A 23,840-nucleotide genomic window follows, 5' to 3' on the forward strand; every position below is an offset into this window, starting at 1 on the left:
AGACGGCTAAAGACAGGCAAAAGAATGCGCGCCTAGTGGTCTTCGCGTCGGGAGGACATGCCCATCCGTCGCGCCCGGGACCGGGCACAACCGGAATATGCCCATCCGCCGACCCCGGCGCGGGGCATGTCCGGATCCCGGGGCGTGTGCGGGTGGCTCCGCTGAGGGGACCGGCTGCTCTCCGGGAGGGACATGCCCATTCCTCGCGCCCTGGACCGGGCACAACCGGAATATGCCCATCCGCCGACCCCGGCGCGGGGCATGTCCTTAAGCCCGGCCGGCCCCGAATTAGGCGCCGGCCACCCGGAGGGCGGAGACGGCGATCAACAGGGCGAGCACCAGCACGAGGCCGCCCGCCTGCAGGAGCCCCTGCCGCGGGCCACGGGGCGTGTACGCAATGACGGCAGCACACAGGGCGCCGGTGACCACGCCACCAAGGTGAGCCTGCCAGGCGATCTGGGGGACCAGGAATCCGATGACGCCGTTGATCGCGATCAATACCCAGAGTTGCCTGGTATCGCCGCCGCGGTGTCGCTGGACCACCAGCATGGCGCCGAAGAGGCCGAAAATGGCGCCGGAAGCACCCACGACGCCGCTCAGCGGCTGGCCTGGGACGTAACCGGGCGTCAGCAGGAGGTAGCCGACGGATCCGCCGAAGGCGGAGAGCAGATAGACCGCCAGAAAGCGGATGCGGCCCAGGAGTGGCTCGAGGGCTTGACCGAAAATCCACAGCATGTACATGTTGAGCACGATGTGGAGGATGAAGCCCTGCGAGTGGAGGAAGGCGGAAGTGACCATGCGCCAGGGTTCGAACACGCCGAACTCCGGGCTGGCGTAGACGGTGGCAAACGCCAGGTTCTGATAGACCCCGTCGTTGGGGACCAGCCACTGCAGAACATAGACCAGGGCGCACAGCCCGATGATGACGATCGTTACGAGCGGCCGGCCACCGGCCACGGCGCCGCCGTAGACCGTCTTGACGTCCGGCGTCGTACGTCGTGTTTCGTTGACACAGTCAACGCATTGGAATCCGACGGCGGCCGCCCGCTGGCAGTCGGGGCACGCAGGACGCCCGCACCGCTGGCAGCGCACATAGGCGGGACGGTCCGGGTGCCGGGGGCACACCGGGATCTGCGCGGACGGCTCGGCCGCCGGAATTCCGTAGCTCATGGCTTGGGCTTAGAGCTTTTCTACATCAATGCTGTTGATGGTGACGTCCTCGACGGGGCGGTCGCCCGTGCCGGTGCGCACGGCCTCGATGGCGTCAACAACCTTCTTGGATTCCTCATCGGCCACCTCACCGAAGATGCTGTGCTTGCCCTGCAGCCAGCCGGTGGGGATGGTGGTGATGAAGAACTGCGAACCGTTGGTGCCCTTGCCCATCTGGATCCCGGCGTTTGCCATGGCCAGCTTGTACGGCTCGTTGAAAGTCAGTTCCGGGTGGATCTCATCATCGAATTTGTAGCCCGGTCCGCCGACCCCGCGGCCCAGGGGGTCGCCGGCCTGGATCATGAAGTCTTTGATGATGCGGTGGAAGATGGTGCCGTCGTACAGCGGCGTGCCCGTCTTGTCCTCGCCCGATTCGGGGTGGGTCCAGGCCTTCTCACCGGTGGCCAGCCCGACGAAGTTTTCGACGGTCTTGGGGGCGTGGTTTCCGAAGAGGTGGACGACGATGTCGCCCAGGCTCGTGTGGATGGTTGCTTTTGCAGTTGCGATGGCAGTCATGGCCCTATTCTTCCATGACAGGCCAATCCGCATAGGGCCGGTCAGCCAGTTCCGCGCTGGGTGAAATCCTCCAGAAATCGGACTGAAGAATAGCCGGTGAGGTCTGGGACACGTAGGCTAACTCCAGATACGTCACATTAATCGGGAGGCAGTTGTGAAGAAATCGGACCGTATTGCCCGTGAGCTGGAACAGTCAGTCAGCACCGGAGTAGGGAACGCCAAGGACTGGGCGGCACCGCGGGTTGAAGCAGCAGTCAACTGGGCCGTTCCGCGACTGCAGCACGGCCTGGATACCGCTTCTCCCAAAATCCAGGAGGGGCTCAAGTCGGCCGCCCACAATCTGGCCGGCGGCGTTGCCACGGTAACCCCGCGTCTCCAGGACGGCCTGGCGCAGCTCGCACCCATGATCCACGACGCCGTTGAAGGCGCCACCCCGCGGCTCCACGAGGCGCTGGACCGGGCGACGCCGGTCATCGCGAACGCACGCGACAGGGTGGTCGTGGATTACCTGCCCAGGCTCTCGGACCAGATCGGCTACGCTTCCGAGGCCGTACACCGCACGCTGGAAAGCGCCCCGGCGCACGTCGATGCTGTGGCCCAGAAGCTTGGCGATGTGGGGATCATCCACGGCGTCCAGGAGCAGGCGAAATCGGCCGGCAGTCACCTCAAGGTGGCTGCGAACGGGGCCAGCAAGGCGGTCAGCGGCAAGCTTGCCAAGCCGCAGAAGCCCAAGCACCGCGGACTGCTCATCTTCGGCGTGATCGCCGCGGCCGCCGCCGCGGGGTTTGCCGCCTGGAAGGCCTCCCAGCCGGTCGAAGATCCTTGGAAGACCCCGGCGCCGGTTACCCCTGCGCCGGTCCCGGCCACCGCAGTCAGCGCCGCCGCCGGCACTGTTGGAGCCGCCGGCACGGCAGGCGCGGCAACAACCGCCGCGGCCGACAAGGCCGCGGAGGCCTCCGACGCCGCCGCCGACTCGTCGGCGGCTGCCTCCGCGGACGCCACGGACACTGCCAAGCACGTGGCGACGGATGCGGCCGAGGATAGCCAGGATGCTGCCGCCAAGGTCGCCACCGATGCGAAGACTGCTGTGCGGAACATTGCCGCCAGCCGCAACAACGGCGCGGACAAGACCACGGGCAAGTAGCCCGAAGCTGTAGCCCCCGAGGGCCGGCTCAGGGAGGGATTCCGCCACGGGCGGGATCCCTCCCGTTGTTTCCTCGCCGAAGGGTGCCCGGCGCCGGACGGAATAAGCGGGCATGGGTGCTAAATTTGAGGGGATGTCACCCGATAGATCCTCCCTGGATGCCTTAGACGATGCTGTGCCGCCACCGGCCGTCTCCATTGTCATCCCTGCCTACAACGAGGAAAGCGTCATCAGGCAGTGCCTGATCGCGGCGGTCTACCAGTCCGTCCCGGCCCACGAGATCATCGTGGTGGACAACATGTCCACGGACCGCACGGCCGGGATCGTGCGGCAGATGCAGCTGGAATACCCGGAGAGCCCCATCATCCTGCTGAGCCAGGACCGGGAGCAGGGCCTGATTCCCACGCGCAACTTCGGCCTGGACCATGCCACCGGCGATATCCTGGGCCGGATCGACGCTGATTCAGTCCTCGAACCGGACTGGGTGGAACAGGTCCAGAAGGCGTTCGCTGAGCAGTCGGTGCACGCGGCCACGGGTCCGGTGGTCTACTACGACATGCCGATGCGCCGCTTCGGCCTCAAGGCAGACGACAAGATGCGCCAGCTGATGCTCAAGCTCGCCAAGCACCAGTACCATTTCCTGTTCGGCTCAAACATGGCCCTGCGCCGTTCCGCCTGGGAAGTCGTCCGCGGCGAGACCTGCCGGGATGAGAAGGACGAGATGCATGAAGATATCGACCTCTCGCTGCATCTGGCCGACCACGAACTCCGGATCCAGTACTGGCCCGCCATGGTTTCCGGGATGTCCGCACGCAGGCTTGAAGATTCGCCCCGCGACTACCGGTACTACGTGACGCGCTTCGACCGCACGTACAAGGCGCACAACGTCAAGAAGATGGCCCTCAAGGCGCCCATGGTGGTGTTCTTCTCGGTCTATTTCCCGGCGAAACTGCTCCGTGCCATCCACACGGTCAACACCGCCCAGCCGGCCCGCCGCGGCGGCCAGTAGCCCCGTACACCCGGCAGATCAGTCCGTCCCCAGCTCCGCGAGCCGGGCGGCATTGCGGCGCACGGCCCGCGAACCCCGCTGCCCCAGGACAACGACGGCGAGCCCCACCAGGATCATGCCCAGGCCGGCATAGGTCCCCGCGGGCAGCGTCTCGGAAAGGAACGCCGCGGCGAGCAGGGCGGCCCCCGGGATCTCCAGCAGGATGATCATGGATACCAGCAGCGGAGTCATGGTGGCCAGCAGGTGGTTGAACACCGTGTGGCCGATCAGCTGGGCGCACACGGTGACGGCCAGGATGCCGAGCCAGCCGGCGGCGTCGAATCCGGCTAGCGGCTGCCCGGATACGAGCGCCAGCCCCGCGACGACGGCGGCGCACATCCCGTAGCAGAGCGTCGTATAGACCCCGGTCCCCATGCTCTGGCGGGCCTTGCCGCCCGCCAGGGTGTAGATACCGGCCAGGGCGCCTCCCGCGACGGCGAGGAGGTCGCCCAGGAGCGCGCCCGGGGAGGTGCCCATGTCGAACCCGGTGATCGCCACAACGCCGCCCACAGCGATGCCCAGGCCAACCAGGACCTGCCAGCGGTGCCGCACACCCCGGAACAGCTGGAAGATAGCGATCCATCCGGACTGGAGGCAGACCAGGGCGGTGGCTGCCGCCACCGACGTCAGCTGCAGGGAGGTGATGAAGCAGGCGAAGTGCAGCGCCAGGGCGACGGCCGCCGCGAGGGACCAGCGGAACTCTTTTCCGGTGATCCCGGCAAACTGGCGGGGTTGCCGGACCAGTACGGGCCCCGCCATCACGGCAGCACCGATCGCATTGCGCCAGAACGCGATGGCCAGGGCGCTGACGGTGGTGGCGCCCAGGGTGGCGGCGATAAGGGGCCCGGAGGAGGCCACTCCCAGCACTCCCACAGCGGCAAGGAAGAAGTTCACGGTCCAACAGTAGTGGGGCCGGGAGGAGGCCACCTGACACACGCGCATCGACTGGCAGGGCATGGGCGACTACGCCAAGCCCAAGTAATGAGACGGTCCCTCTTTCAGCTGCCCGGATTCAGGTCATGCAAAAGGCCCCGTACCGCGTTTCCGCGGTACGGGGCCTTCCCTATGGTGGAGGCACGGGGACTCGAACCCCGAACCCCCTGCTTGCAAAGCAGGTGCGCTACCAATTGCGCCATGCCCCCATAAGAAGCAACCCGACAATCATACCCCTAGTTCGGGAAGCTGCTTCCAGCTCCCGTTCCGGGATTCCGGGCTAGTCAACCGTGTCGGTTGATTCGCTCCAGACTGTTTTCCGGGCTTCGGACTCCTGCACTTTTCTGTAGAGCAGGACGCCTGCGATCGTAGCTGCAACAACCAGCAACGTCTTCACCTGCACCCCGTTCCGGCCCCGGACAAACCCGGACCATCACCAAATCCCTACCGAACCCTGTACAGGTTCCGTGGGCGTACCAGGACTTGAACCTGGGACCTCTTCGTTATCAGCGAAGCGCTCTAACCGCCTGAGCTATACGCCCCGATGCCTCATCGGGCCGAGATATGACTTTACAGCACATCCCGGCCCGATCTCAAATCGAGGCATTTCCCGGGAAAATATCCGGGAAAAGTGCGGGCCTTAGTCGTCTGTAAGCGTGACGCCGATGCCGCCCACCAGTGTGGCGGAGATGTTGTACAGCACGGCTGAGAGCATGGACAGGGCTGTCAGCAGTACCACATTGATCACGGCGAGGATGGTGGCGAAGGACGCAACCTGGCCCAGCGAGGCCACCTTCTTCAGTTCGAAGCCGCCGCCCTCAGAGCCGGCCAGGGTGCCCAGCAGGCTGTCGACCTGATCGAAGATGCCGGTCAGGTCAAGAACCGTCCAGAGCACGATCGCAGCCACCACGGTCACGATGCCCAGGGCAACGGAGAGCAGGAAAGCCATTTTCAGCACGGACCACGGGTCCACCTTGCTGACCAGCAGGCGGGCGCGGCGGACCTTTGCCTTGGGGGCCGGCTTGATCAGGCCGGCGTCGTTCTGGCCGGGACGCTGTCCGGGCGCCGTCGGGCGGCCCTGTGCGGGGCGCTCCCCGGGCGCCGTCGGGCGCTGTGCCGTACCGGCGGCTCCGCCCTGCGCGCCGGGGCGCTGCTGGGGACGTGACGGCGCGCTCACGCGCGGTGCGGATGCGGGTTGCCGCATTCCGCCGGGACTGCCGCTGTTCGGCGTGGGATATGAGTCGGGATTACTCACTCGTTACCTCCGGTATTGTCTTCGTCCAGCTCGGCATTGCCTGATGACTCATCTGACTCCGGGGCCGGTGCTGATTCTGCCTCTGCGGACCCGTCGTGCGGTCCGGTATCTTCAGCCAACGTTACGTCATCCGGACCGGATGCCTGACTTTCCTCGTCAGTTTCGAGGCCCCGCTCGCTGTTGCGCGCGACCTCGATGATGCGGTCATTTTTGTCCGGCTTGGCAAAGATCACGCCCATCGTGTCGCGGCCCTTCGCGGGAACACCCGCCACCGAAGAACGCACCACCTTGCCGCCTTCCATGACCACCAGGACCTCATCTTCTTCCTGCACGATCAACGCGCCGACGAGGTGTCCGCGTTCCTCCTGGTACTTGCCGACCTTGATGCCGAGGCCGCCGCGGCCCTGGAGCCGGTACTCCTCCACAGCGGTGCGCTTGGCGTAGCCGCCCTCGGTGACGACGAAGACGAAGGAGCCGTCCGTGACGACGTCGGCCGCGAGCAGCTCGTCATCCTCCCGGAATTTCATGCCGGTAACGCCGGACGTGGCCCGGCCCATCGGCCGCAGGGCTTCATCCGTCGCGGTGAAGCGGATGGACTGGCCCTTGCGGGACACCAGCATCAGGTCATCGGTTTCCGAGACCAGCTGGGCGGAGACGAGCTCGTCGCCCTCGCGGAGGTTGATCGCGATGACGCCGGCGGAACGGTTGGTGTCGTAGTCCTCCAGGCGGGTCTTCTTGACCAGGCCGCGCTTGGTGGCAAGCACCAGGTACGGCGAGTGCTGGTAGTCCCGCAGATCCAGCACCTGGGCGATGTGCTCATCGGGCTGGAAGGCGAGCAGGTTCGCCACGTGCTGGCCCTTGGCGTCACGTCCCGCTTCGACGAGTTCGTAGGCCTTGGCCCGGTAGACGCGTCCCAGGTTGGTGAAGAACAGCAGCCAGTGGTGCGTGGTGGTGACGAAGAAGTGCTCTACGACGTCGTCGCCGCGCAGCTGCGCTCCCTTGATGCCCTTGCCGCCGCGCTGCTGCGAGCGGTAGTTGTCACTGCGGGTGCGCTTGACGTAGCCGCCGCGGGTGATGGTGACGACCATTTCCTCTTCCGGAATCAGGTCTTCCATCGACATGTCGCCGTCGAAGCCCAGCAGGACCTTGGTGCGCCGGTCATCGCCGTGCTTGGCGACGATTTCGCCCAGTTCGGTCCTGATGATCTCGCGTTGCCGCTCCTCGGATGCCAGGATCGAGTTGTACTCGGCGATGAGGGCTTCGAGTTCGGCGTGGCGATCCTGGATTTTCTGGCGTTCCAGGGCTGCCAGCCGGCGGAGCTGCATGTCCAGGATGGCCCGGGCCTGCAGTTCATCGATAGCCAGGAGCTGCATCAGCCCGTCGCGGGCCGCCTCGGTGGTGTTGGACGCACGGATCAAGGCGATGACCTCGTCCAGCGCGTCCAGCGCCTTGAGCAGGGCACGCAGGATGTGCGCTTCTTCCTCGGCCTTGCGGAGGCGGTAGCGGGTCCGGCGCGCAATGACGTCCATCTGGTGGGTGACCCAGTGGCGGATGAAGGCATCGAGGCTCAGCGTGCGGGGCACGCCGTCGACGATTGCCAGCATATTGGCGGCAAAGTTGTCCTGCAGCTGGGTGTGCTTGTAGAGGTTGTTCAGCACCACCTTGGCGACGGCGTCGCGCTTGAGCACGATCACGAGGCGCTGGCCGGTGCGTCCGGAGGTCTCATCGCGGAGGTCCGCGATGCCCGAGATCTTGCCGTCCTTGACGAGCTCGGCAATCTTGATCGCCAGGTTGTCCGGGTTGGCCTGGTAGGGCAGTTCGGTGACCACGAGGCAGGTGCGGCCCTGGAGTTCCTCGACGTTGACGACGGCGCGCATGGTGATGGAGCCGCGGCCCGTCCGGTAGGCATCTTCGATGCCCTTGTGCCCCAGAATCGTGGCGCCGGTCGGGAAGTCGGGACCCTTGATGCGCAGGATCAGCTCCTCGAGCAGCTCTTCGCGGCTGGCGGTCGGGTTGGCCAGGTACCACTGCACGCCGTCGGCCACTTCGCGGAGGTTGTGCGGCGGGATGTTCGTGGCCATGCCGACGGCGATACCCGAGGAGCCGTTGATCAGCAGGTTGGGGAACCGCGCCGGGAGGATCGTCGGTTCCTGGTTCTTGCCGTCATAGTTGTCCTGGAAATCGACGGTTTCCTCATCGATGTCGCGGACCATTTCCATAGCCAGCGGCGCCATCTTGGTTTCCGTGTAACGCGGTGCCGCAGCCCCGTCATTGCCGGGCGAGCCGAAGTTTCCCTGACCGAGGGCCAGCGGGTAGCGCATGGTCCAGTCCTGGATCAGGCGGACCAGCGCATCGTAGATCGCCGTGTCGCCGTGCGGGTGGTACTGGCCCATGACTTCGCCCACCACGCGGGCGCACTTGTTGAAGGAACGTTCCGGGCGGTAGCCGCCGTCGAACATTGCGTAGAGCACGCGGCGGTGGACAGGCTTGAGGCCGTCGCGGACGTCGGGGAGGGCACGGCCCACAATCACGGCCATGGCGTAGTCGAGGTAGGAGCGCTGCATTTCCGTCTGCAGGTCCACCTGTTCCACTCGGTCAGTCAGCACGTCGCTGTCCACAACGGTGCCTTCAAGTGCGGGCTCGCCGGCGGCCGAGCCGGCCGGAACCTCGGGTGTTTCGTCACTCATAGTCTATATTTTCCGTTTCAGGTATATATCAGTCCGGGAATATTTAGGCGCGGGATCCGGCGCTAGATATCGAGGAACCGAACGTCCTTGGCGTTCTGCTGAATGAAGTTCCGGCGGGATTCGACGTCCTCGCCCATCAGGGTGGAGAAGGTCTGGTCCGCGGCCAAGGCATCGTCCATGGTGACCTGCAGCAGGGTGCGGTGGTCCGGATCCATGGTGGTGTCCCAGAGCTCGGTGTAGTCCATTTCGCCGAGGCCCTTGTAACGCTGGATGCCGTTGTCCTTCGGAATGCGGCGACCGGCGGCCTGGCCGGAGAGCAGCCTGGCGTCCCGTTCCCGGTCGCTGTAAACGTAATCGTGCGGGGCGTTGGACCACTTGATCCGGTACAGCGGCGGCTGGGCAAGGTAGACGTAGCCGTTTTCGATCAGCGGGCGCATGTAGCGGAACAGCAGCGTCATCAGCAGCGTGGTGATGTGCTGGCCGTCGACGTCGGCATCGGCCATCAGGACGATCTTGTGATAGCGCAGCTTGCTCAGGTCGAAGTCCTCGCCGATGCCCGTGCCGAACGCCGTGATCATTGACTGGACTTCGGCGTTGCCGAGGGCTTTGTCCAGCCGGGCGCGCTCCACGTTCAGGATCTTTCCGCGCAGCGGAAGGATGGCCTGGGTTTCCGGGTTGCGCCCGCGCTTGGCAGAGCCCCCGGCGGAGTCGCCCTCCACGATGTAGACCTCACACTTTGCCGGGTCCTTGGAGGAGCAGTCCGAGAGCTTTCCGGGCATGCCGAAGGACTCCAGCGGGCTCTTTCGCCGGGCGTTGTCGCGTGCCTTGCGGGCGGCCATCCGGGCCTGGGCGGCGGAAATGGCCTTGCGGATCACGTCGCGGGCCGGACCGGGGTTGCGTTCCAGCCAGTCGCCAAGACCGTCGGTAACAACGCGCTGGACGAAGCCCTTGACCTCCGAGTTGCCGAGCTTGGTTTTGGTCTGGCCCTCGAACTGCGGCTCGGCCAGCTTGACCGAAATGACTGCAGTGAGGCCTTCGCGGATGTCGTCACCGGTGAGGTTGTCGTCCTTTTCCTTGATGATGCTCTTCTCCCGCGCATAGCGGTTGATGAGCGAGGTCATCGCGGCACGGAAACCCTCTTCGTGGGTACCGCCTTCATGGGTGTTGATCGTGTTGGCGTAGGTGTGGACGCTCTCGGAGTATGCGTTGGTCCACTGCATCGCCATTTCCAGCGCGATGTGACGTTCCGTGTCCTCGGTTTCGAAGGCGATGACGTCCTCGTGCACCACGTCCACCTTCTTGCCCGAGTTCAGGTGCTTCACGTAGTCCAGCAGGCCGTCGTCGTACTGGTAGACGACGGTGTGGAATTCCGCGGGGATTTCGCCTTCGGTGGGGACGGTATCCAGATCGAGGTCGCCGTCCTCGGACGGATCCTCTTGGGCGCGACGCTCGTCGGTCAGCGTGATGCGCAGTCCCTTGTTCAGGAAGGCCATCTGCTGGAAGCGGGCCCGCAGCGTCTCGAAGTCGAATTCCGTGCTGTCAAAGATGCTGGCATCCGGGTAGAACGTCTGGGTGGTACCGGTCTCGTCGGTTTTCTCGCCCTGGACCAGGCCGCCCTGCGGTTTGCCGCCGTCGGCGAAGGCCATCCGCCAGACGTGGCCCTGGCGGCGGACCTCGGTGTCGACGCGGCTGGACAACGCGTTGACCACGGAGATGCCGACGCCGTGCAGGCCGCCGGACACGGCGTAGCCGCCGCCGCCGAACTTGCCGCCCGCGTGCAGGATGGTCATGACGACTTCCACCGTGGGCTTGTGCTCGGTGGGGTGCATGTCCACCGGGATCCCGCGGCCGTCGTCGACCACCTTCACGCCGCCGTCGCCCTGCAGAACGATTTCGATGTGGGTGCAGTAGCCTGCCAACGCCTCGTCGACGGAGTTGTCCACCACTTCGTAGACCAGGTGGTGCAGTCCGCGCGGTCCGGTGGACCCGATGTACATGCCGGGACGTTTCCGGACGGCTTCCAGGCCCTCGAGGACCGTAATGTCGCTCGCGCCGTAGCCATGGGGGACCACGGTCTCCGGCGCGACTGCCATCACAACTTCCGCTTGGGGTTCCGCGGCGGGGATATCTGCATTGTCGTTAGCCACAGGCGCTCTCGACTCCTCTGTATTCGTTGAAGGCCGGCCGTTGCCACTCTCCGGAGGAAAGGGCTGTTGCCAACAGGCACGTCACTGATGACACCGGCCGTTCTACTCAAGGATCCGTCCGCCGCACGCTGGTATTTGCGTCGGAAACGGACTCAGTCAACGTTTCACCGGCGCCCAGTTATCTGCCACAATTCTACCGTGCAGGAGAGACTAATCCCGCATCCCAGAGCCCCAAACGGCAAGGAAAGGGCCGCTGGGAGGCCGCTGGCTCCGCCTGCAAGGCTCCAGGGGTCCTGGCCTAGGGTTCCTATACGCCCCCGGGGCGTCGGAGCGCCCTACACGCCGTCCCCGCATTTTTCAAGACTTTTGCAAGGAATGCTTCATATCCAGCGCGCTGGAGGCGCCGCTGCAATTACCCGTAGGTGTCGCGGGGGCCGCGTCCGTTGACCGTCCGGGCGCCTTTCCGCCAGCTCGGAGCCGCCGGTCCCAGCACCTGGATCTTGGTCACGACGCCCTCCCCGAGCTCGGTGCGGAACTTGTCCAGCAGGCTGATGCTGAGCAACCGGAGCTGCGTGGCCCAGGCGGTTGAATCGCACCGCACGTGCAGGGTGGTGTTCTCGAAACTCTCAGGAGTGCAGTGGGCCGAGATTTCGGGTCCCACCAGGGTTCCCCACTGGGCCATCACCGACCCCACCGCCACCGGTGAACTCCAGCCGCGTTCCGCGACGAGACGGCCTACGACTTTCCCCAGGCCGAGGGGGTCGCGGCCCGTGCCGTGGAATTGCCCGAAACCACGGGTTCCACCGGCACTGCGGGCAGGTTTCTGCGGGGCGGTGCCGGGCCGCGGCGGGGCTTTGCGCCGGATTTCCCCCCGCGCCGCGGCAGCGTCACGCATTCTGTTCAGCGCGGACTGGGGTGCGTCGATGTCGTCGGGGTCGCGGCCTGGCTGCAGGCCGCCGTCGGTATCCTTATTCATCGATATTCCGGCGCATCGATTCCTCCCGGGACTACCTGCACCCGCCGTCCGGCCAGTTCCGCGGGAACGTCATCCTCGACGGCGGCCGTCACCAGCACCTGCTCGGCGCCGGATACTATTGCCGCCAGTTTACGCCGCCTCTGAACGTCCAGCTCGGCGAACACGTCGTCCAGGATCAGGATGGGAGCCGAGCCACCGGTGCGGGCATCGTCCAGCATCACGTAGTACGAGGCCAGTCTGAGGGACAGGCACATGGACCAGGTTTCACCGTGCGAGGCATAGCCCTTGGCCGGGGCCTGTCCCAGCACGAGTTCGAGCTCGTCGCGATGCGGCCCGACGAGGGAGATCCCCCGTTCCAGTTCCTTGCGGCGTGACGCTGCGAAGGCCTGGACGTAGCGGTCAGTGAGTTCATCGACGGACAACACGCGCAGATCCTCCACCGCTGCTGCGCCCTCGCCTGCCGTTGCCGGATCGGCAGCCGACGGCGCGGCGCCGTCGTCCTCCAGCACATCCTGCAGCGTCGAACGGTAGATGGCGCCGGCTTCCTTGGACCCGTCCGTGAGCTGGGCATAGGCGCTCTTGAGATGTGGCCGGAGCCGTTCCACGAGTTCAAGCCGTGCGTGCAGCAGCTCGGCCCCGGCCCGCGCCATGTGCTGGTCCCAGACATCCAGCGTTGCCTCATGGCCGGAGGTGAACTTGCCGGCCCGGGAGGATTTCAGCAGCGCATTGCGCTGCTTGAGGACCCGGTCGTAATCACTGCGGGTTGCGGCATGGCGGGGAATGAGGCTGACCAGCAGTTCGTCGAGGAACCGACGCCGGCTGGACGGATCGCCCTTCACCAGGGCCAGGTCCTCCGGTGCGAAGAGCACCGTCTGGCAGATACCGAGGATGTCCCGGGCGCGGACCGGATTGCTGCGGTTGATGCGGGCACGGTTGGCCCGGCTCGCGTTGATTTCGAGTTCGAGCACCGTCGACTGTTCGCCGCGGACCAGTCTGGCGCGGATCAGGGCCCGTTCGGTGCCGAAGCGGAGCAGGGGCGCATCCGAACTGACCCGGTGGGAGCTGAGGCTGGCGAGGTAGCCGACTGCTTCCATCAGGTTGGTCTTGCCAATGCCGTTGGATCCCACGAGAACCGTGACGCCGGGCGCCAGGCTGAGGTCCACCTGGGCGTAACTGCGGAAATCGGTGAGCGAAAGTTGTTCTAGGTACACGCCGGATTCAGGATTTCAGGGCAGGACTATTTTGCCGGACGGGTGGCATGCCCGCCGAACTGGTGGCGCAGCGCGGACACCATCTTCATGGCGGGTGAATTGTCCTCGCGGGAGGAGAACCGGGCAAACAGCGCTGCCGTAATGGCCGGCGCGGGCACGGCGTTGGCGATCGCTTCCTCCACGGTCCAGCGTCCCTCGCCGGAATCCTCGACGTAGTCGTCGATCGATTCCAGTCCTGGATCTTCGTCCAGGGCCTTGACCATGAGATCCAGCAGCCAGGACCGGACAACCGTGCCCTTCTGCCAGGCCCGGAAGGTTCCGGGCAGATCCGTGACGATGTCCTTGGCGGCGAGGAGTTCGTAGCCTTCGGCATAGGCCTGCATCAGGCCGTACTCGATGCCGTTGTGGACCATCTTGGCGTAGTGCCCGGCGCCGACGCCGCCCACGTGGACGAAGCTGTCGGCGCGGTCGCCTTCGGGGCGGAGCGCGTCGAAGACCGGCAGTGCCCGTTCGACGTCGGCGGGGTCGCCGCCGGCCATCAGCCCGTAGCCGTTCTGGAGACCCCAGACTCCGCCGGAGACACCGCAATCGGCAAAGTGGATGCCCTTAGCGGCCAGGGCTGCTCCGTGCTTCTGGTCTTCGGTGTAGCGGGAGTTGCCGCCGTCGATCACGAGGTCGCCGGCGTCGAGCTTGGTTCCGAGTTCGGTGATCACAGCGTCGGTGATATCTCCGGAGGGGACCATTACCCAGATCAGGCGGGGCGCCGGGACGGCGGCAAGGAGTTCGTCCACGCTCGCCACGTCCGCGACGTCCGGGTTCCGGTCAAAGCCGGTGACTTCGATTCCACCCTTGCGCAGCCGTTCGCGCATGTTGAAACCCATTTTTCCAAGGCCGATCAGTCCGATGTGCACGGTATGAACTCTTTTCTGCGTTGGGGTGGGCGGTATGCACCCAACTGACTCGCATTAGTTGTCGTTTTCGCGGTCCAAAGCGACAACAACTGCCAGCTAGTTGGGGAGACGGACGGGCATGACTAGGTAGCGGTAGTCGCCCAGGTCTTCGCCCTCGGCGTCGTGCTGGGCCGTGATCATGGCCGGCTTGGGTGCCGCCGTGAAGGAGAACCGCACGTACTTGGTTTCAATCACGCTCAGACCCTCGACCAGATAGTGCGGGTTGAAGGCGACCGTGATGTCTTCCCCGGTGAGCTGGGCCTCGAGCTCTTCGGAAGCCTGGGCATCCTCGCCGGTGCCGGCATCAAGGTGCAGCTGGCCCTGGGTGAAGGCCAGGCGGACCGGAGTGTTCCGTTCGGCCACGAGCGAGACGCGCCGTACCGCTTCGACGAGCTCCTGGGTCTGCACTGTCGCGTGGATCGGTGTGGAGTCCGGAAAGAGCGAGCGGATCTTGGGGTAGTCGCCGTCGACGAGAAGTGAGGTTGTGGTGCGGCCGCCGCTCTCGAACCCGATGAGCCGACTGTCATCCGCGGCGAGGGCAAGATGGATGTCGCCACTGCCGCCGAGGGTCTTCGCTACTTCATTGAGCGTCTTGGCCTTGACCAGGGCGCTCGTGGAAATCCCGGGCGTAACCGGCTTCCAGGGAACCTCACGCATCGCCAGCCGGTAGCGGTCCGTCGCCAGCAGGGTGATGAGATCGTCCTCGATCTCCATCCGCACGCCGGTGAGAATCGGCAGGGTGTCGTCCTTGCTGGCGGCGATGATCACCTGGGAAACCGCCTGGGCGAAGGAATCCCCTGGGACGGTGCCGCTGATCGGGGGCAATGCAGGCAGCGGCGGGTATTCGGCCTCCGGCATGGTGGCGAGGTGGAAGCTGCTTCGGCGGCACGTGAGCGTGACTTTGTTGCCGTCAGTCTCGACGTCGACGGGGGCTGAGGGGAGGCTGCGGCAGATGTCTGCCAGCAAGCGCCCCGACACCAGGATGGTGCCTTCCGTGGAGATGTCCGCGGGGATTTCGAGCCTGGCGGACGTTTCGTAATCGAAGCTCGAGAGGCTCACGGTACCGGCTTCAGCCTTGAGCAGCAGCCCGGAAAGTACGGGTACCGGCGGCCGCGGAGACAACGACCGGGCGGTCCATGTCACGGCTTCTGCCAGGACGTCCCGTTCGACTCTGAACTTCACGGAAGGGTGCCGCCTTTCATTGCTGCTGTCATCGCTAAATCGCCGGATTGCCGCGGAGTTCGGTCGGGCAACCGAACTCCGGCAGGAAGGGACGTGCCTGCTTCCCGGGGTTCATGGCCCAGCTGGGAACCACAAATTAAGTCCGGGACGGACGCACTGCAGACAGCTTAGCCCCAACCCGTCGGTTCTCCCATCCATGGGTTACATCCGTGTGGTTCGGTCCGGCGGCCCTGGGCCCCGTTTCCGGCACTGGGTTCCGCACTGGTTTCCGGCCGTGGCCGGAACGGGCCGTGGCGGTCTGAGGCGGCGAACAAGAAACTGTTATTTGAGGGAATTTCATTTTCTAGGGATTAGTAGTGTTAATAACTGCTGTGGATACTGTGGATAACCCCGTTTCGCGGTGCGATTCCGCGGTTAAGCCCTGTTCATGGACTGTGGGTGGAGCAGGTTTTAAACAGGGTGTGGATGGGGATAACATTTTTGGCCCTGGTGCCGATCCACAGGCGGCTTAAGGGTTTTAAGCCCATTAAGGGCGGTTGTCCCCTTAACTATCCACAGGGTTGTCCACAGGTGCCTGTTAATAAGGTAGGTGTGCGCGGCCGGACGGTTCAGGAATTGCGCTGCTGCTGCTTGATCCGGTTGGTCAGCTCGGTCACCTGGTTGTAGATCACGCGACGCTCGGCCATCAGTTCGCGGATCTTGCGGTCAGCGTGGATCACCGTGGTGTGGTCGCGGCCTCCCAGCTCCTGGCCGATCTTGGGCAGCGACATGTCCGTGAGCTCGCGGCACAGGTACATGGCGATCTGCCGGGCGGTCACGAGCGTCCTGGTGCGCGACTTGCTGCAAAGCTCCTCCATGCTGAGCTTGAAGTAGTCGGCTGTCTGCGTGAGGATCTGCGCCGAGGTAATTTCCTGGGCTCCGTCGTCGGTGATGAGGTCCTTGAGGACCATCTCGGCCAAGGCCACATCCACCGGCTGGCGGTTCAGGCTGGCGAACGCGGTGACACGGATCAGCGCACCCTCGAGTTCGCGGATGTTGCTGGAGATCTTGGACGCGATGTACTCCAGGGCATCGTCCGGGGCAGAAAGACCCTCGCTGAGGGCCTTCTTCCGGAGGATGGCAATACGGGTTTCGAGTTCCGGCGGCTGGATGTCGGTCAGCAGGCCCCACTCGAAACGTGACTTCATGCGGTCCTCGAAGCCCGCGAGCAGCTTGGGCGGCTGATCGGAGGTGATGACCACCTGTTTGTTGTTGTTGTGCAGCGCGTTGAACGTGTGGAAGAACTCCTCCAGCGTCCGGTCCTTGCCGGCCAGGAACTGGATGTCATCGATCAGCAGCACATCGACGTTGCGGTAGGTGGTCTTGAAGCTGGTGCCCTCATCGTCGCGGATGGAGTTGATGAAGTCGTTGGTGAATTCCTCGGAATTCACATACCGGACCCGGATGCCGCTGTAGAGCCTGCGGGCGTAGTGGCCGATCGCGTGCAACAGGTGGGTCTTGCCCAGTCCGGAGTCGCCGTAGATGAACAGCGGGTTGTAGGCCTTGGCCGGCGCTTCTGCCACGGCGACGGCGGCGGCGTGGGCGAAGCGGTTGGAAGAACCGATCACGAAGGTATCGAAGACGTACTTCGGATTGAGGCGGCCAAATTCGTGGGAAGTGCTCGGCAGCATCGGCTGCGGCTTCAGCTCCACGGCCGCGTCCGCTGCCAGGGCCAGTTCGACGACGGGCTCCGGCTCGGTGTGCAGCGGGACCAGATCGGTGTCGACGTCGATGGCGCAGCGGATTTCGTCGGAGAAGACGTTGCGGAGCGCATCGTCGAGAGCTTCCTTGACCTGGGTCTGCAGGACCTCACGGGTGAGCTCGTTGGGCACCGCCACCAGGAGGGTCGAACCGATCAGCCCTTGCGCCTGAGCGAGGATGACAAAGCCGCGCTGCCTTGGTGTTACACGGTGGTCGTTCTCGAGAAGGCTCACTACCCTCCGCCAGGAACTTCCGACAGTGTTGGCTTGGTTGGCTTCGTCTACTGTCATCAATCAGTTCCTCAAACTTGCTTGCCTGCATTAGCTGCAGCCACAAGACCCGAACCAGTGCGCTGGGCCCGGCTTAATCCACAGGGTTATGCACAGTCCGTGGATAATTGGCTACTGAGCCACTCTAGGGGATGAAAAACCTAGAAGATAGCTAGGGTCTGTCCTGTGGATAATCACACCGTTGTAGTTCGAAAACCGGGGCCGTGACCCACTTCATCCACAGGTGTGGACGTGAGTTAGCCACAGCTGGGGAAAGGTTGCGGGCCGTCCCCCGGTTTGACTCCGGGTGCCGTCAAGCCCTAACGTTGTGACGTCCCATGTGTACGCTTTTTGACCTCAGTTGAATCTCTCCCCGACGCTCCGCGTCTTGCGAGTCGAGGGAAGCGGCACATACAAAACTTAGCGTCGACCAGTTCTTCCCCTTGATCGGGTGGGCGCACCTTTGATCCACTGGAGTAACTAACGTGAGCAAGCGGACTTTTCAGCCGAATAACCGCCGTCGAGCCAAGAAGCACGGCTTCCGCCTTCGTATGCGTACCCGTGCCGGCCGTGCCATCCTGGCAGCCCGTCGTGGCAAGGGTCGCACCGAGCTGTCGGCCTAAATACCTGACTCGTCGGTCCACATCCCTGTGCGAGTTTAACGGTGCTAGCCACCCGGAACCGTCTGAGGACATCAACCGATTTTTCAACAACTGTACGTTCCGGTGTCCGCAATGGACGCCGGAACGTAGTGTTATATACGGCAGCTCTCGCTGCCGATGAACCAAGCCGGATCGGATTCATCGTTTCCAAGAGTGTCGGGAACGCTGTTGTCAGGAACCTCGTTAAGAGGAGACTGAGAGAAGCCGGCGCATTGTCGTTGCAGAAATACGGCAGCGGGTTTGCCATCGTGGTCCGGGCCCTGCCCGCCGCGGCGGCTGCCAGCTGGGACCAACTGCTCTCCGACTATGACGCCGCTTTGGAGACAACAATGAAACGGCTGGGCAACCGCCTTCCACAGGCTGCTTCATCAGTTTCTTACGAGACAACACAGGAAGGGACCCCGCGTGCGTAACTCAACTGCCGCCGTCGTCCCTGATCCGAAGCATGCTCCGAAATCCGCTCTGAGTCGTTTGGGCGCTGCGGTCTGGAACCTGCCCCGCAATATCCTCATCGTGCTGCTGATCGCCTACCGCAAAGTGTTCTCGCCGCTTTACGGCCAGGTCTGCCGCTTCTTCCCCAGCTGCTCGGCCTACGCTCTCGAGGCGATCACCGTCCACGGTGCCGTCAAGGGAAGCTGGCTTGCTGCCAGGCGCCTCGGGCGCTGCCATCCATGGAACGCCGGTGGTGTGGACCACGTCCCCGCCGGTCACCGGGAATGGCCTGAAAACCAGACCCCCACAATTGTTGTGCTGAACAATCCGGACAAGTACCTGGCTGCTCAGACTGATGGAGAAGGCCGCCTTGCGGCCTAACGAATAGGGATATCGTATGGACATCTTTGGAACAATCATGGCCCCGTTCAAGTGGCTGGTTTCAGTCATCATGGTCGGGTTCCATGACGGACTCAGCGTCATCGGCCTGCCGGCCGCGAACGGCTGGACCTGGACACTCTCCATCATCGGGCTGGTGCTGGTCATCCGCGCCGCCCTGATTCCCGTCTTCGTCAAGCAGATCAAGGCCCAGCGAGGCATGCAGCTCCTGCAGCCCGACCTGAAGAAGATGCAGGACAAGTACAAGGGCAAGTCCGACCAGCTGTCCCGCCAGGCCATGGCGCAGGAACAGATGGCCCTGTACAAGAAGCACGGCACCAACCCGTTCTCGGCGTGCCTGCCGATGCTGATCCAGATGCCGTTCTTCTTCGCCCTGTTCCAGGTCCTCTCCGGCATCAGCACTGCCAAGGCGGGCGGCCAGGGCATCGGTGCCATGAGCGTCGAGCAGGTCAGGCAGTTCGATGAATCGAGCATCTTCGGCGCCCCGCTTTCGGCGTCGCTGCTTCACGGCAGCACCGCAGGCGGCGAGGTTGCCGTGTGGATCCTGTCGATCGTGATGATCCTCGCCATGACGGCGTCGCAGTTCATCACGCAGAAGCAGATCATGGCCAAAAACATGTCGGAAGAGGCCATGGCCAGCCCGTTCATGAAGCAGCAGAAGATGATGCTCTACATCCTGCCGCTCGTGTTCGGTGTGGGTGGCATCAACTTCCCCATCGGTGTCCTGATCTACTGGACCACCACGAACCTCTGGACCATGGGACAGCAGTTCTTCGTGATCCGCCGCATGCCGACGCCGGGGTCCCCCGCAGCCAAGGCCCTGGCCGAACGCCGGGCCGCCCGGGGCCTGCCGGCCCTGCCCCTGATGGGCGCGAAGAAAGCCGACGCGGAGGCAGCGGAGGCCGCCGCCGCCGCGGTCATCGAGGCCAGGGCCCAGCGCGTCCAGCCGCAACGTAAAAACAGGAAGAGGAAGTAATGTCCGCCGAGAGCACCGAACACGCTATTTCCACCGAGGGTATCGAGGACCAGGACGAGTCCCAGCAGGAAATCCTGGACTCGGAGGGGAACCCGGAGAAAGGCGTTTCCGCCAGCCGCCTGGAAGAAGAAGGCGACGTGGCAGCGGACTACCTCGAGGAACTGCTGGACATTGCCGACATCGACGGCGACATTGACATTGAGATCCGCAACGGCCGTACCTATATCTCGATCGTCGCCGAGGAAGAATCGGCGGGTCTGGAGAACCTAGTAGGTCGGGAGGGTGAAGTCCTCGAAGCCCTTCAGGAACTGACGCGGCTGGCCGTCCTGTCGGCGACGGAGAACCGCTCCCGCCTGGTCCTGGACATCAACGGTTACCGCTCTGAGCGTGCCGGCGAACTGCAGAAGATCGCGGAGGACGCCGTCGTATCTGTCAAGGAGTCCGGAGAGGCCGTGGCCCTGGCACCGATGAGCGCCTACGAGCGCAAGATCGTGCACGACGCCGTCGCTGACCTTGGACTCGTCAGCGAGTCCGAAGGCGAAGGTGCCGACCGGCACATCGTCGTTTCCGCAGACTGAATCCGCCGGATAGCTTGATGGTTGAAATTACCGCGGACGAACTCAAGGCCGCACAGTCCATCTTCGGTGACCGGCTGGACCTGGCGAAGCGCTATGTGGAACACCTGGCCACTTCCGGCACTGAGCGCGGCCTGATCGGACCGCGCGAAGTGCCGCGGCTGTGGAGCCGGCACGTGCTGAACTGTGCTGTTATCGAGAGCCAGATTGCCCAGGGCGCCCACGTGGCCGACGTCGGAAGTGGGGCAGGACTGCCCGGCCTGTGCCTGGCGATTGCCCGGCCGGACCTCGAACTGACACTGATCGAGCCGCTTGAGCGGCGCGTCATCTGGCTTCAGGAAGTCGTCGATGACCTGGGCCTGGAAAATGTCACGATCATGCGCACCCGGGCAGAACTCGCCGTGGGTATGGTGGATGCCGACGTCGTCACTGCCCGCGCCGTTTCCGCGCTGAGCAATCTCGCAGGACTGACCATTCCGCTGCTGGCCGGCAAGGGCGAAGTGGTCGCCATCAAGGGACGCAGCGCCGGCGAGGAAATTGAGAAGGCCGCCAAGCTGATCCGTAAGCTGGGCGGTACCCAGACTTCAATAGTGGTGGTGGGTGAGGACTTCCTTGAGGAACCCACAACCGTCGTCCGAATCGTTGTGAATAAGCCTCAAAAGATTGCCTAGCATCAGCCCGGTGCCCTGAGAGTTCAAGGCGAAGAGGTTAGGCTAGTAACCGGCAGCAAAAGCCGAATGAGAGTGAGTGTGTCACAGTGACAAGTAGCGAAGCCTCCACGCAGCGGATCCCCCCGTTTGTGTCTCTGGGGTCCGCACGGTCCTTTGTTGCGCCCACCGCCGCTCGGGTCTTCTCCGGAAATCACCTGGCTACGGTTGCCATGAACACCGGGATGGCGAGCGTTTCACGTGAAACCACCGTTTCCGTCAGCGGCAACGTGCTGGACTCCATCGATGATTCCAGTCCGATCGCCCGCGAACTCGCGCACGAAAACAAGCGCCGTGAACGCCTGCTGGGCCGCGAACTGCCGAAACCGGAGAAGACCAGAATCTTCACCGTCTCGAACCAGAAGGGCGGCGTGGGCAAGACGACCACCACGGTCAACATTGCTGCCGCACTGGCCGCTGCAGGCCTGAATGTGCTCGTGATCGACATCGATCCGCAGGGAAATGCCTCGACAGCCCTTGGCGTAGAACACCACGCCGACGTCGACAGCATCTATGACGTGCTGATCAATGATCTCCCGATGCAGGATGTTGTGGCTCCGTGCCCGGATATCGCCAATTTGATCTGTGCCCCGGCCACAATCCACCTGGCCGGCGCCGAAATCGAACTGGTCAGCCTCGTGGCCCGTGAGCAGCGGCTTCGCCGCGCCATCGACGTATACGCCAAGGAACGCGCCAAGAACGGCGAGGAACGCCTCGACTACATCTTCATCGACTGCCCACCGAGCCTGGGCCTGCTGACGGTCAACGCGTTCTGTGCAGCCAACGAGGTGCTCATCCCGATTCAGTGTGAGTACTACGCGCTGGAAGGTCTCAGTCAGCTCCTGAAGAACATCGAAATGATCCAGAAGCACCTGAACGCGGATCTGGTTGTTTCCACCATCCTTCTGACCATGTACGACGGCCGCACAAACCTCGCCGCACAGGTGGCCGCCGAAGTGCGCGAGCACTTTCCGGAACAGGTGCTCGGAGCCGTTGTCCCCCGCTCCGTCCGCATCTCTGAAGCACCCAGCTACCAGCAGACAGTGATGACGTATGACCCGTCGTCGAGTGGCGCGCTATCCTATCTGGAAGCCGCGGCGGAAATCGCTGAACGCTAGAATCTGTTCAAGAATTGCACTAACCAGAGCCCGGCGACGCCCGGCTCTTCCAATGGAGGGATGTAGGCATGAGCGATAAGCGACGCGGCCTTGGCCGTGGACTTGGGGCACTCATTCCAAGTTCCGCCTCGGTTAACGGTTCCGGAAACGGTTCAGCGCCGTCCCGTCCTGTGGATCTGTTCTTCCCTGAAGCCCGGAAGCGGGATGCTGCTCCGGAGGCAGTTGCAGCCGAAGGGAATGATACCGGCATTGCGGCGGATGCCGCAGCAGCGTCACGAATCCTGCCCGCGACGTCGGCGGCTGGGGCCGAAGGCGAAGTAGCCGCCTCGACTGGTGACGCCCTGGCTGATGACGCGCTGGCTGGTGACGCCCTGGCCAAGAAGGCGCCGGCACGTTCCGCCGAAAAGACTGCGCCAAAGGTTGCCGCTGAAGGTTCTGCCGCTCAAGCTTCGAACGCTTTCGATGGATCCGACACTGGCTCGGACTCCGGCGTTGAGCTGGTCGAAGTACCTGGCGTCCGCTTCGCGGAAATTCCGGTCACCGATATCCACCCCAACCGCAAACAGCCTCGTTCTGTCTTCGATGAGGACGACATGGCGGAGCTTGTTCACTCTGTGCGGGAAATCGGCGTCCTGCAGCCAATTGTGGTCCGCACTTCAACCGAAAAGGGTGGTGAGCCCTACGAACTGGTCATGGGTGAACGCCGTTGGAGGGCAGTACAGGCCGCAGGGCTGGAAACCATCCCGGCAATTATCCGTGACACCACGGATGATGACCTGCTTCGTGACGCCCTGTTGGAGAACCTCCACCGCAGCCAGCTAAACCCCCTCGAAGAAGCGGCCGCATACCAGCAGCTCCTGGAAGACTTTGGCACTACCCATGAGCAGTTGGCGGACCGCATCGGTCGTTCACGTCCGCAGGTGTCTAACACGCTCCGGTTGTTGAAGCTTCCGCCGCTTGTCCAGCGTCGCGTGGCGGCAAGTGTTATCTCTGCAGGCCACGCCCGGGCCCTGCTGGCACTCCCCGACGCTGCTGCGATGGAGCGCCTGGCGCAGAAGATCGTGTCCGAGGGGATGTCGGTCCGAGCCACTGAAGAGGCCGTGACGCTGTACCAGAGCCCCGCAGCCAACGCGAAGAACAACATCCCCCGTCCGGGGGCCCGGCACGAGCGCCTGGACTACCTTGCCTCGTCCTTGTCGGACCGCCTCGACACCAATGTCAAGATCTCCCTGGGTGCACGAAAAGGCCGTGTCAGCATCGAATTCGCCAGTGTCGAGGACCTCAACCGGATCATGGACGTTCTGACTCCGGGGGCGTCCAGCTAGCCTGGAATATTCTTCACCTTTCCAAAGGGACCATGTTTCACGTGAAACATGATCCCTTTGTCGCAGCCGGTGCATGCAGCCGTAGGGTTTGATAGCTGCTGTTCCCACGCTCGGTTGAGGCTGCGTTCGTTGACCCGGCTAGGGCGGGTTAGCGGTAACTGGGGGAACTACATTCGAGGCCGGATACGCGGCAACGATAGCGGATCAGTTCTCTTTGAAGTTCTCGTTGACACTCCGACTCGGAGGTGTGCACTCAGACCGTGGCTGGGAAACAACGGATCCGATGAAGGCGGTCAACTGGCCCGACGGAGACGCAGGCGACATGCAGGACGGGGCACTGTTTCACGTGAAACAAAACCGCGCGCAGTGGTCTTTTGGC

Annotated in this window: 22 protein-coding genes and 2 tRNA genes; 10 read left to right on the forward strand and 14 right to left on the reverse strand. The window is 63.9% G+C overall.

Annotated elements, in window-relative coordinates; all coding sequences use genetic code 11:
* Window positions 1-288: 288 nt before the first annotated feature.
* Both ABIB26_RS01410 and ABIB26_RS01415 read right to left on the reverse strand, forming a co-directional pair.
* Window positions 289-1,170 carry a rhomboid family intramembrane serine protease gene (locus ABIB26_RS01410; protein ID WP_354238882.1) on the reverse strand — a complete coding sequence of 294 codons (882 nt, stop codon included), beginning with the start codon at window positions 1,168-1,170 and terminating at the stop codon, window positions 289-291.
* A 9-nt stretch (window positions 1,171-1,179) separates the two neighbouring features.
* Entirely contained in the window at window positions 1,180-1,725 is a 546-nt protein-coding gene (locus ABIB26_RS01415) for a peptidylprolyl isomerase (protein ID WP_354238883.1), read from the reverse strand.
* Window positions 1,726-1,879: 154 nt separating this feature from the next.
* Between ABIB26_RS01415 and ABIB26_RS01420 the strand changes: the two genes are divergently transcribed.
* Together ABIB26_RS01420 and ABIB26_RS01425 are read left to right on the forward strand one after the other, a co-directional pair.
* Window positions 1,880-2,869: a hypothetical protein gene (locus ABIB26_RS01420; protein WP_354238885.1), complete on the forward strand. Its 990-nt coding sequence runs from the start codon at window positions 1,880-1,882 to the stop codon at window positions 2,867-2,869.
* 133 nt (window positions 2,870-3,002) lie between these two features.
* A complete protein-coding gene (locus ABIB26_RS01425) occupies window positions 3,003-3,878 on the forward strand; it encodes a glycosyltransferase family 2 protein (RefSeq protein WP_354238887.1) in 876 nt (291 codons plus the stop codon).
* 18 nt (window positions 3,879-3,896) lie between these two features.
* Here the strand turns inward: ABIB26_RS01425 and ABIB26_RS01430 are convergent, their stop codons facing one another.
* The 12 genes from ABIB26_RS01430 to dnaA form a co-directional block, all read right to left on the reverse strand.
* A complete protein-coding gene (locus ABIB26_RS01430; protein WP_354238889.1) occupies window positions 3,897-4,811 on the reverse strand; it encodes a DMT family transporter in 915 nt (304 codons plus the stop codon).
* 172 nt (window positions 4,812-4,983) lie between these two features.
* Window positions 4,984-5,059, reverse strand: a tRNA-Ala gene (locus tag ABIB26_RS01435).
* 71 nt (window positions 5,060-5,130) lie between these two features.
* Window positions 5,131-5,253 carry a DLW-39 family protein gene (locus ABIB26_RS01440; RefSeq protein WP_354238890.1) on the reverse strand — a complete coding sequence of 41 codons (123 nt, stop codon included), beginning with the start codon at window positions 5,251-5,253 and terminating at the stop codon, window positions 5,131-5,133.
* A 65-nt stretch (window positions 5,254-5,318) separates the two neighbouring features.
* Window positions 5,319-5,392: transfer RNA gene (locus ABIB26_RS01445), tRNA-Ile, on the reverse strand.
* 98 nt (window positions 5,393-5,490) lie between these two features.
* Window positions 5,491-6,105, reverse strand: coding sequence for a DUF3566 domain-containing protein (locus ABIB26_RS01450; RefSeq protein ID WP_354238892.1), 615 nt, complete (start codon window positions 6,103-6,105; stop codon window positions 5,491-5,493).
* Complete coding sequence (gyrA, locus tag ABIB26_RS01455) at window positions 6,102-8,792, reverse strand: DNA gyrase subunit A (protein WP_354238894.1); 2,691 nt, start codon at window positions 8,790-8,792, stop codon at window positions 6,102-6,104. The genes ABIB26_RS01450 and gyrA overlap by 4 nt, the downstream gene beginning before the upstream one ends.
* 62 nt (window positions 8,793-8,854) lie before the next feature.
* Window positions 8,855-10,939 (reverse strand): DNA topoisomerase (ATP-hydrolyzing) subunit B, encoded by a 2,085-nt coding sequence (gyrB, locus tag ABIB26_RS01460; protein WP_354238895.1) that lies wholly within the window; start codon window positions 10,937-10,939, stop codon window positions 8,855-8,857.
* Window positions 10,940-11,351: 412 nt separating this feature from the next.
* The gene (locus ABIB26_RS01465; protein ID WP_354238897.1) at window positions 11,352-11,915 is read right to left on the reverse strand and encodes a DciA family protein; all 564 of its coding nucleotides are present in this window, start codon (window positions 11,913-11,915) and stop codon (window positions 11,352-11,354) included.
* On the reverse strand, window positions 11,912-13,126 hold the full coding sequence (gene recF, locus ABIB26_RS01470; protein ID WP_354238899.1) for a DNA replication/repair protein RecF: 1,215 nt from the start codon (window positions 13,124-13,126) through the stop codon (window positions 11,912-11,914). The genes ABIB26_RS01465 and recF overlap by 4 nt, the downstream gene beginning before the upstream one ends.
* A gap of 26 nt (window positions 13,127-13,152) precedes the next feature.
* Window positions 13,153-14,037: a phosphogluconate dehydrogenase (NAD(+)-dependent, decarboxylating) gene (gene gnd, locus ABIB26_RS01475; protein ID WP_354238901.1), complete on the reverse strand. Its 885-nt coding sequence runs from the start codon at window positions 14,035-14,037 to the stop codon at window positions 13,153-13,155.
* A 96-nt stretch (window positions 14,038-14,133) separates the two neighbouring features.
* Window positions 14,134-15,258 carry a DNA polymerase III subunit beta gene (gene dnaN, locus ABIB26_RS01480; RefSeq protein ID WP_354238903.1) on the reverse strand — a complete coding sequence of 375 codons (1,125 nt, stop codon included), beginning with the start codon at window positions 15,256-15,258 and terminating at the stop codon, window positions 14,134-14,136.
* Window positions 15,259-15,866: 608 nt separating this feature from the next.
* Window positions 15,867-17,288: a chromosomal replication initiator protein DnaA gene (dnaA, locus tag ABIB26_RS01485; protein ID WP_354238905.1), complete on the reverse strand. Its 1,422-nt coding sequence runs from the start codon at window positions 17,286-17,288 to the stop codon at window positions 15,867-15,869.
* Between the two features lie 464 nt (window positions 17,289-17,752).
* On the opposite strand from dnaA, the gene rpmH reads away from it, so the two are divergent.
* The 8 genes from rpmH (at window position 17,753) to ABIB26_RS01525 (ending at window position 23,461) form a co-directional block, all read left to right on the forward strand.
* Window positions 17,753-17,890 carry a 50S ribosomal protein L34 gene (rpmH, locus tag ABIB26_RS01490; protein WP_003800212.1) on the forward strand — a complete coding sequence of 46 codons (138 nt, stop codon included), beginning with the start codon at window positions 17,753-17,755 and terminating at the stop codon, window positions 17,888-17,890.
* A gap of 41 nt (window positions 17,891-17,931) precedes the next feature.
* Window positions 17,932-18,342: a ribonuclease P protein component gene (gene rnpA, locus ABIB26_RS01495; RefSeq protein ID WP_354238907.1), complete on the forward strand. Its 411-nt coding sequence runs from the start codon at window positions 17,932-17,934 to the stop codon at window positions 18,340-18,342.
* Entirely contained in the window at window positions 18,335-18,742 is a 408-nt protein-coding gene (gene yidD / locus ABIB26_RS01500) for a membrane protein insertion efficiency factor YidD (RefSeq protein WP_354238909.1), read from the forward strand. Before rnpA ends, yidD begins: the two co-directional genes overlap by 8 nt.
* Before the next feature lie 16 nt (window positions 18,743-18,758).
* The gene (gene yidC / locus ABIB26_RS01505; protein ID WP_354238911.1) at window positions 18,759-19,736 is read left to right on the forward strand and encodes a membrane protein insertase YidC; all 978 of its coding nucleotides are present in this window, start codon (window positions 18,759-18,761) and stop codon (window positions 19,734-19,736) included.
* Window positions 19,736-20,314, forward strand: coding sequence for a Jag family protein (locus tag ABIB26_RS01510; protein WP_354238913.1), 579 nt, complete (start codon window positions 19,736-19,738; stop codon window positions 20,312-20,314). The genes yidC and ABIB26_RS01510 overlap by 1 nt, the downstream gene beginning before the upstream one ends.
* A 17-nt stretch (window positions 20,315-20,331) precedes the next feature.
* Window positions 20,332-20,982, forward strand: a complete 651-nt coding sequence (rsmG, locus tag ABIB26_RS01515) for a 16S rRNA (guanine(527)-N(7))-methyltransferase RsmG (RefSeq protein ID WP_354238914.1) — start codon at window positions 20,332-20,334, stop codon at window positions 20,980-20,982.
* Between the two features lie 86 nt (window positions 20,983-21,068).
* On the forward strand, window positions 21,069-22,136 hold the full coding sequence (locus tag ABIB26_RS01520; protein WP_354238915.1) for a ParA family protein: 1,068 nt from the start codon (window positions 21,069-21,071) through the stop codon (window positions 22,134-22,136).
* 68 nt (window positions 22,137-22,204) lie between these two features.
* Window positions 22,205-23,461, forward strand: coding sequence for a ParB/RepB/Spo0J family partition protein (locus ABIB26_RS01525; RefSeq protein WP_354238917.1), 1,257 nt, complete (start codon window positions 22,205-22,207; stop codon window positions 23,459-23,461).
* The last annotated feature ends 379 nt before the right edge of the window (window positions 23,462-23,840 follow it).

Origin of the sequence: Arthrobacter sp. UYEF20 (assembly GCF_040546335.1) — a bacterium.
Classification (GTDB): Bacteria; Actinomycetota; Actinomycetes; order Actinomycetales; family Micrococcaceae; genus Arthrobacter.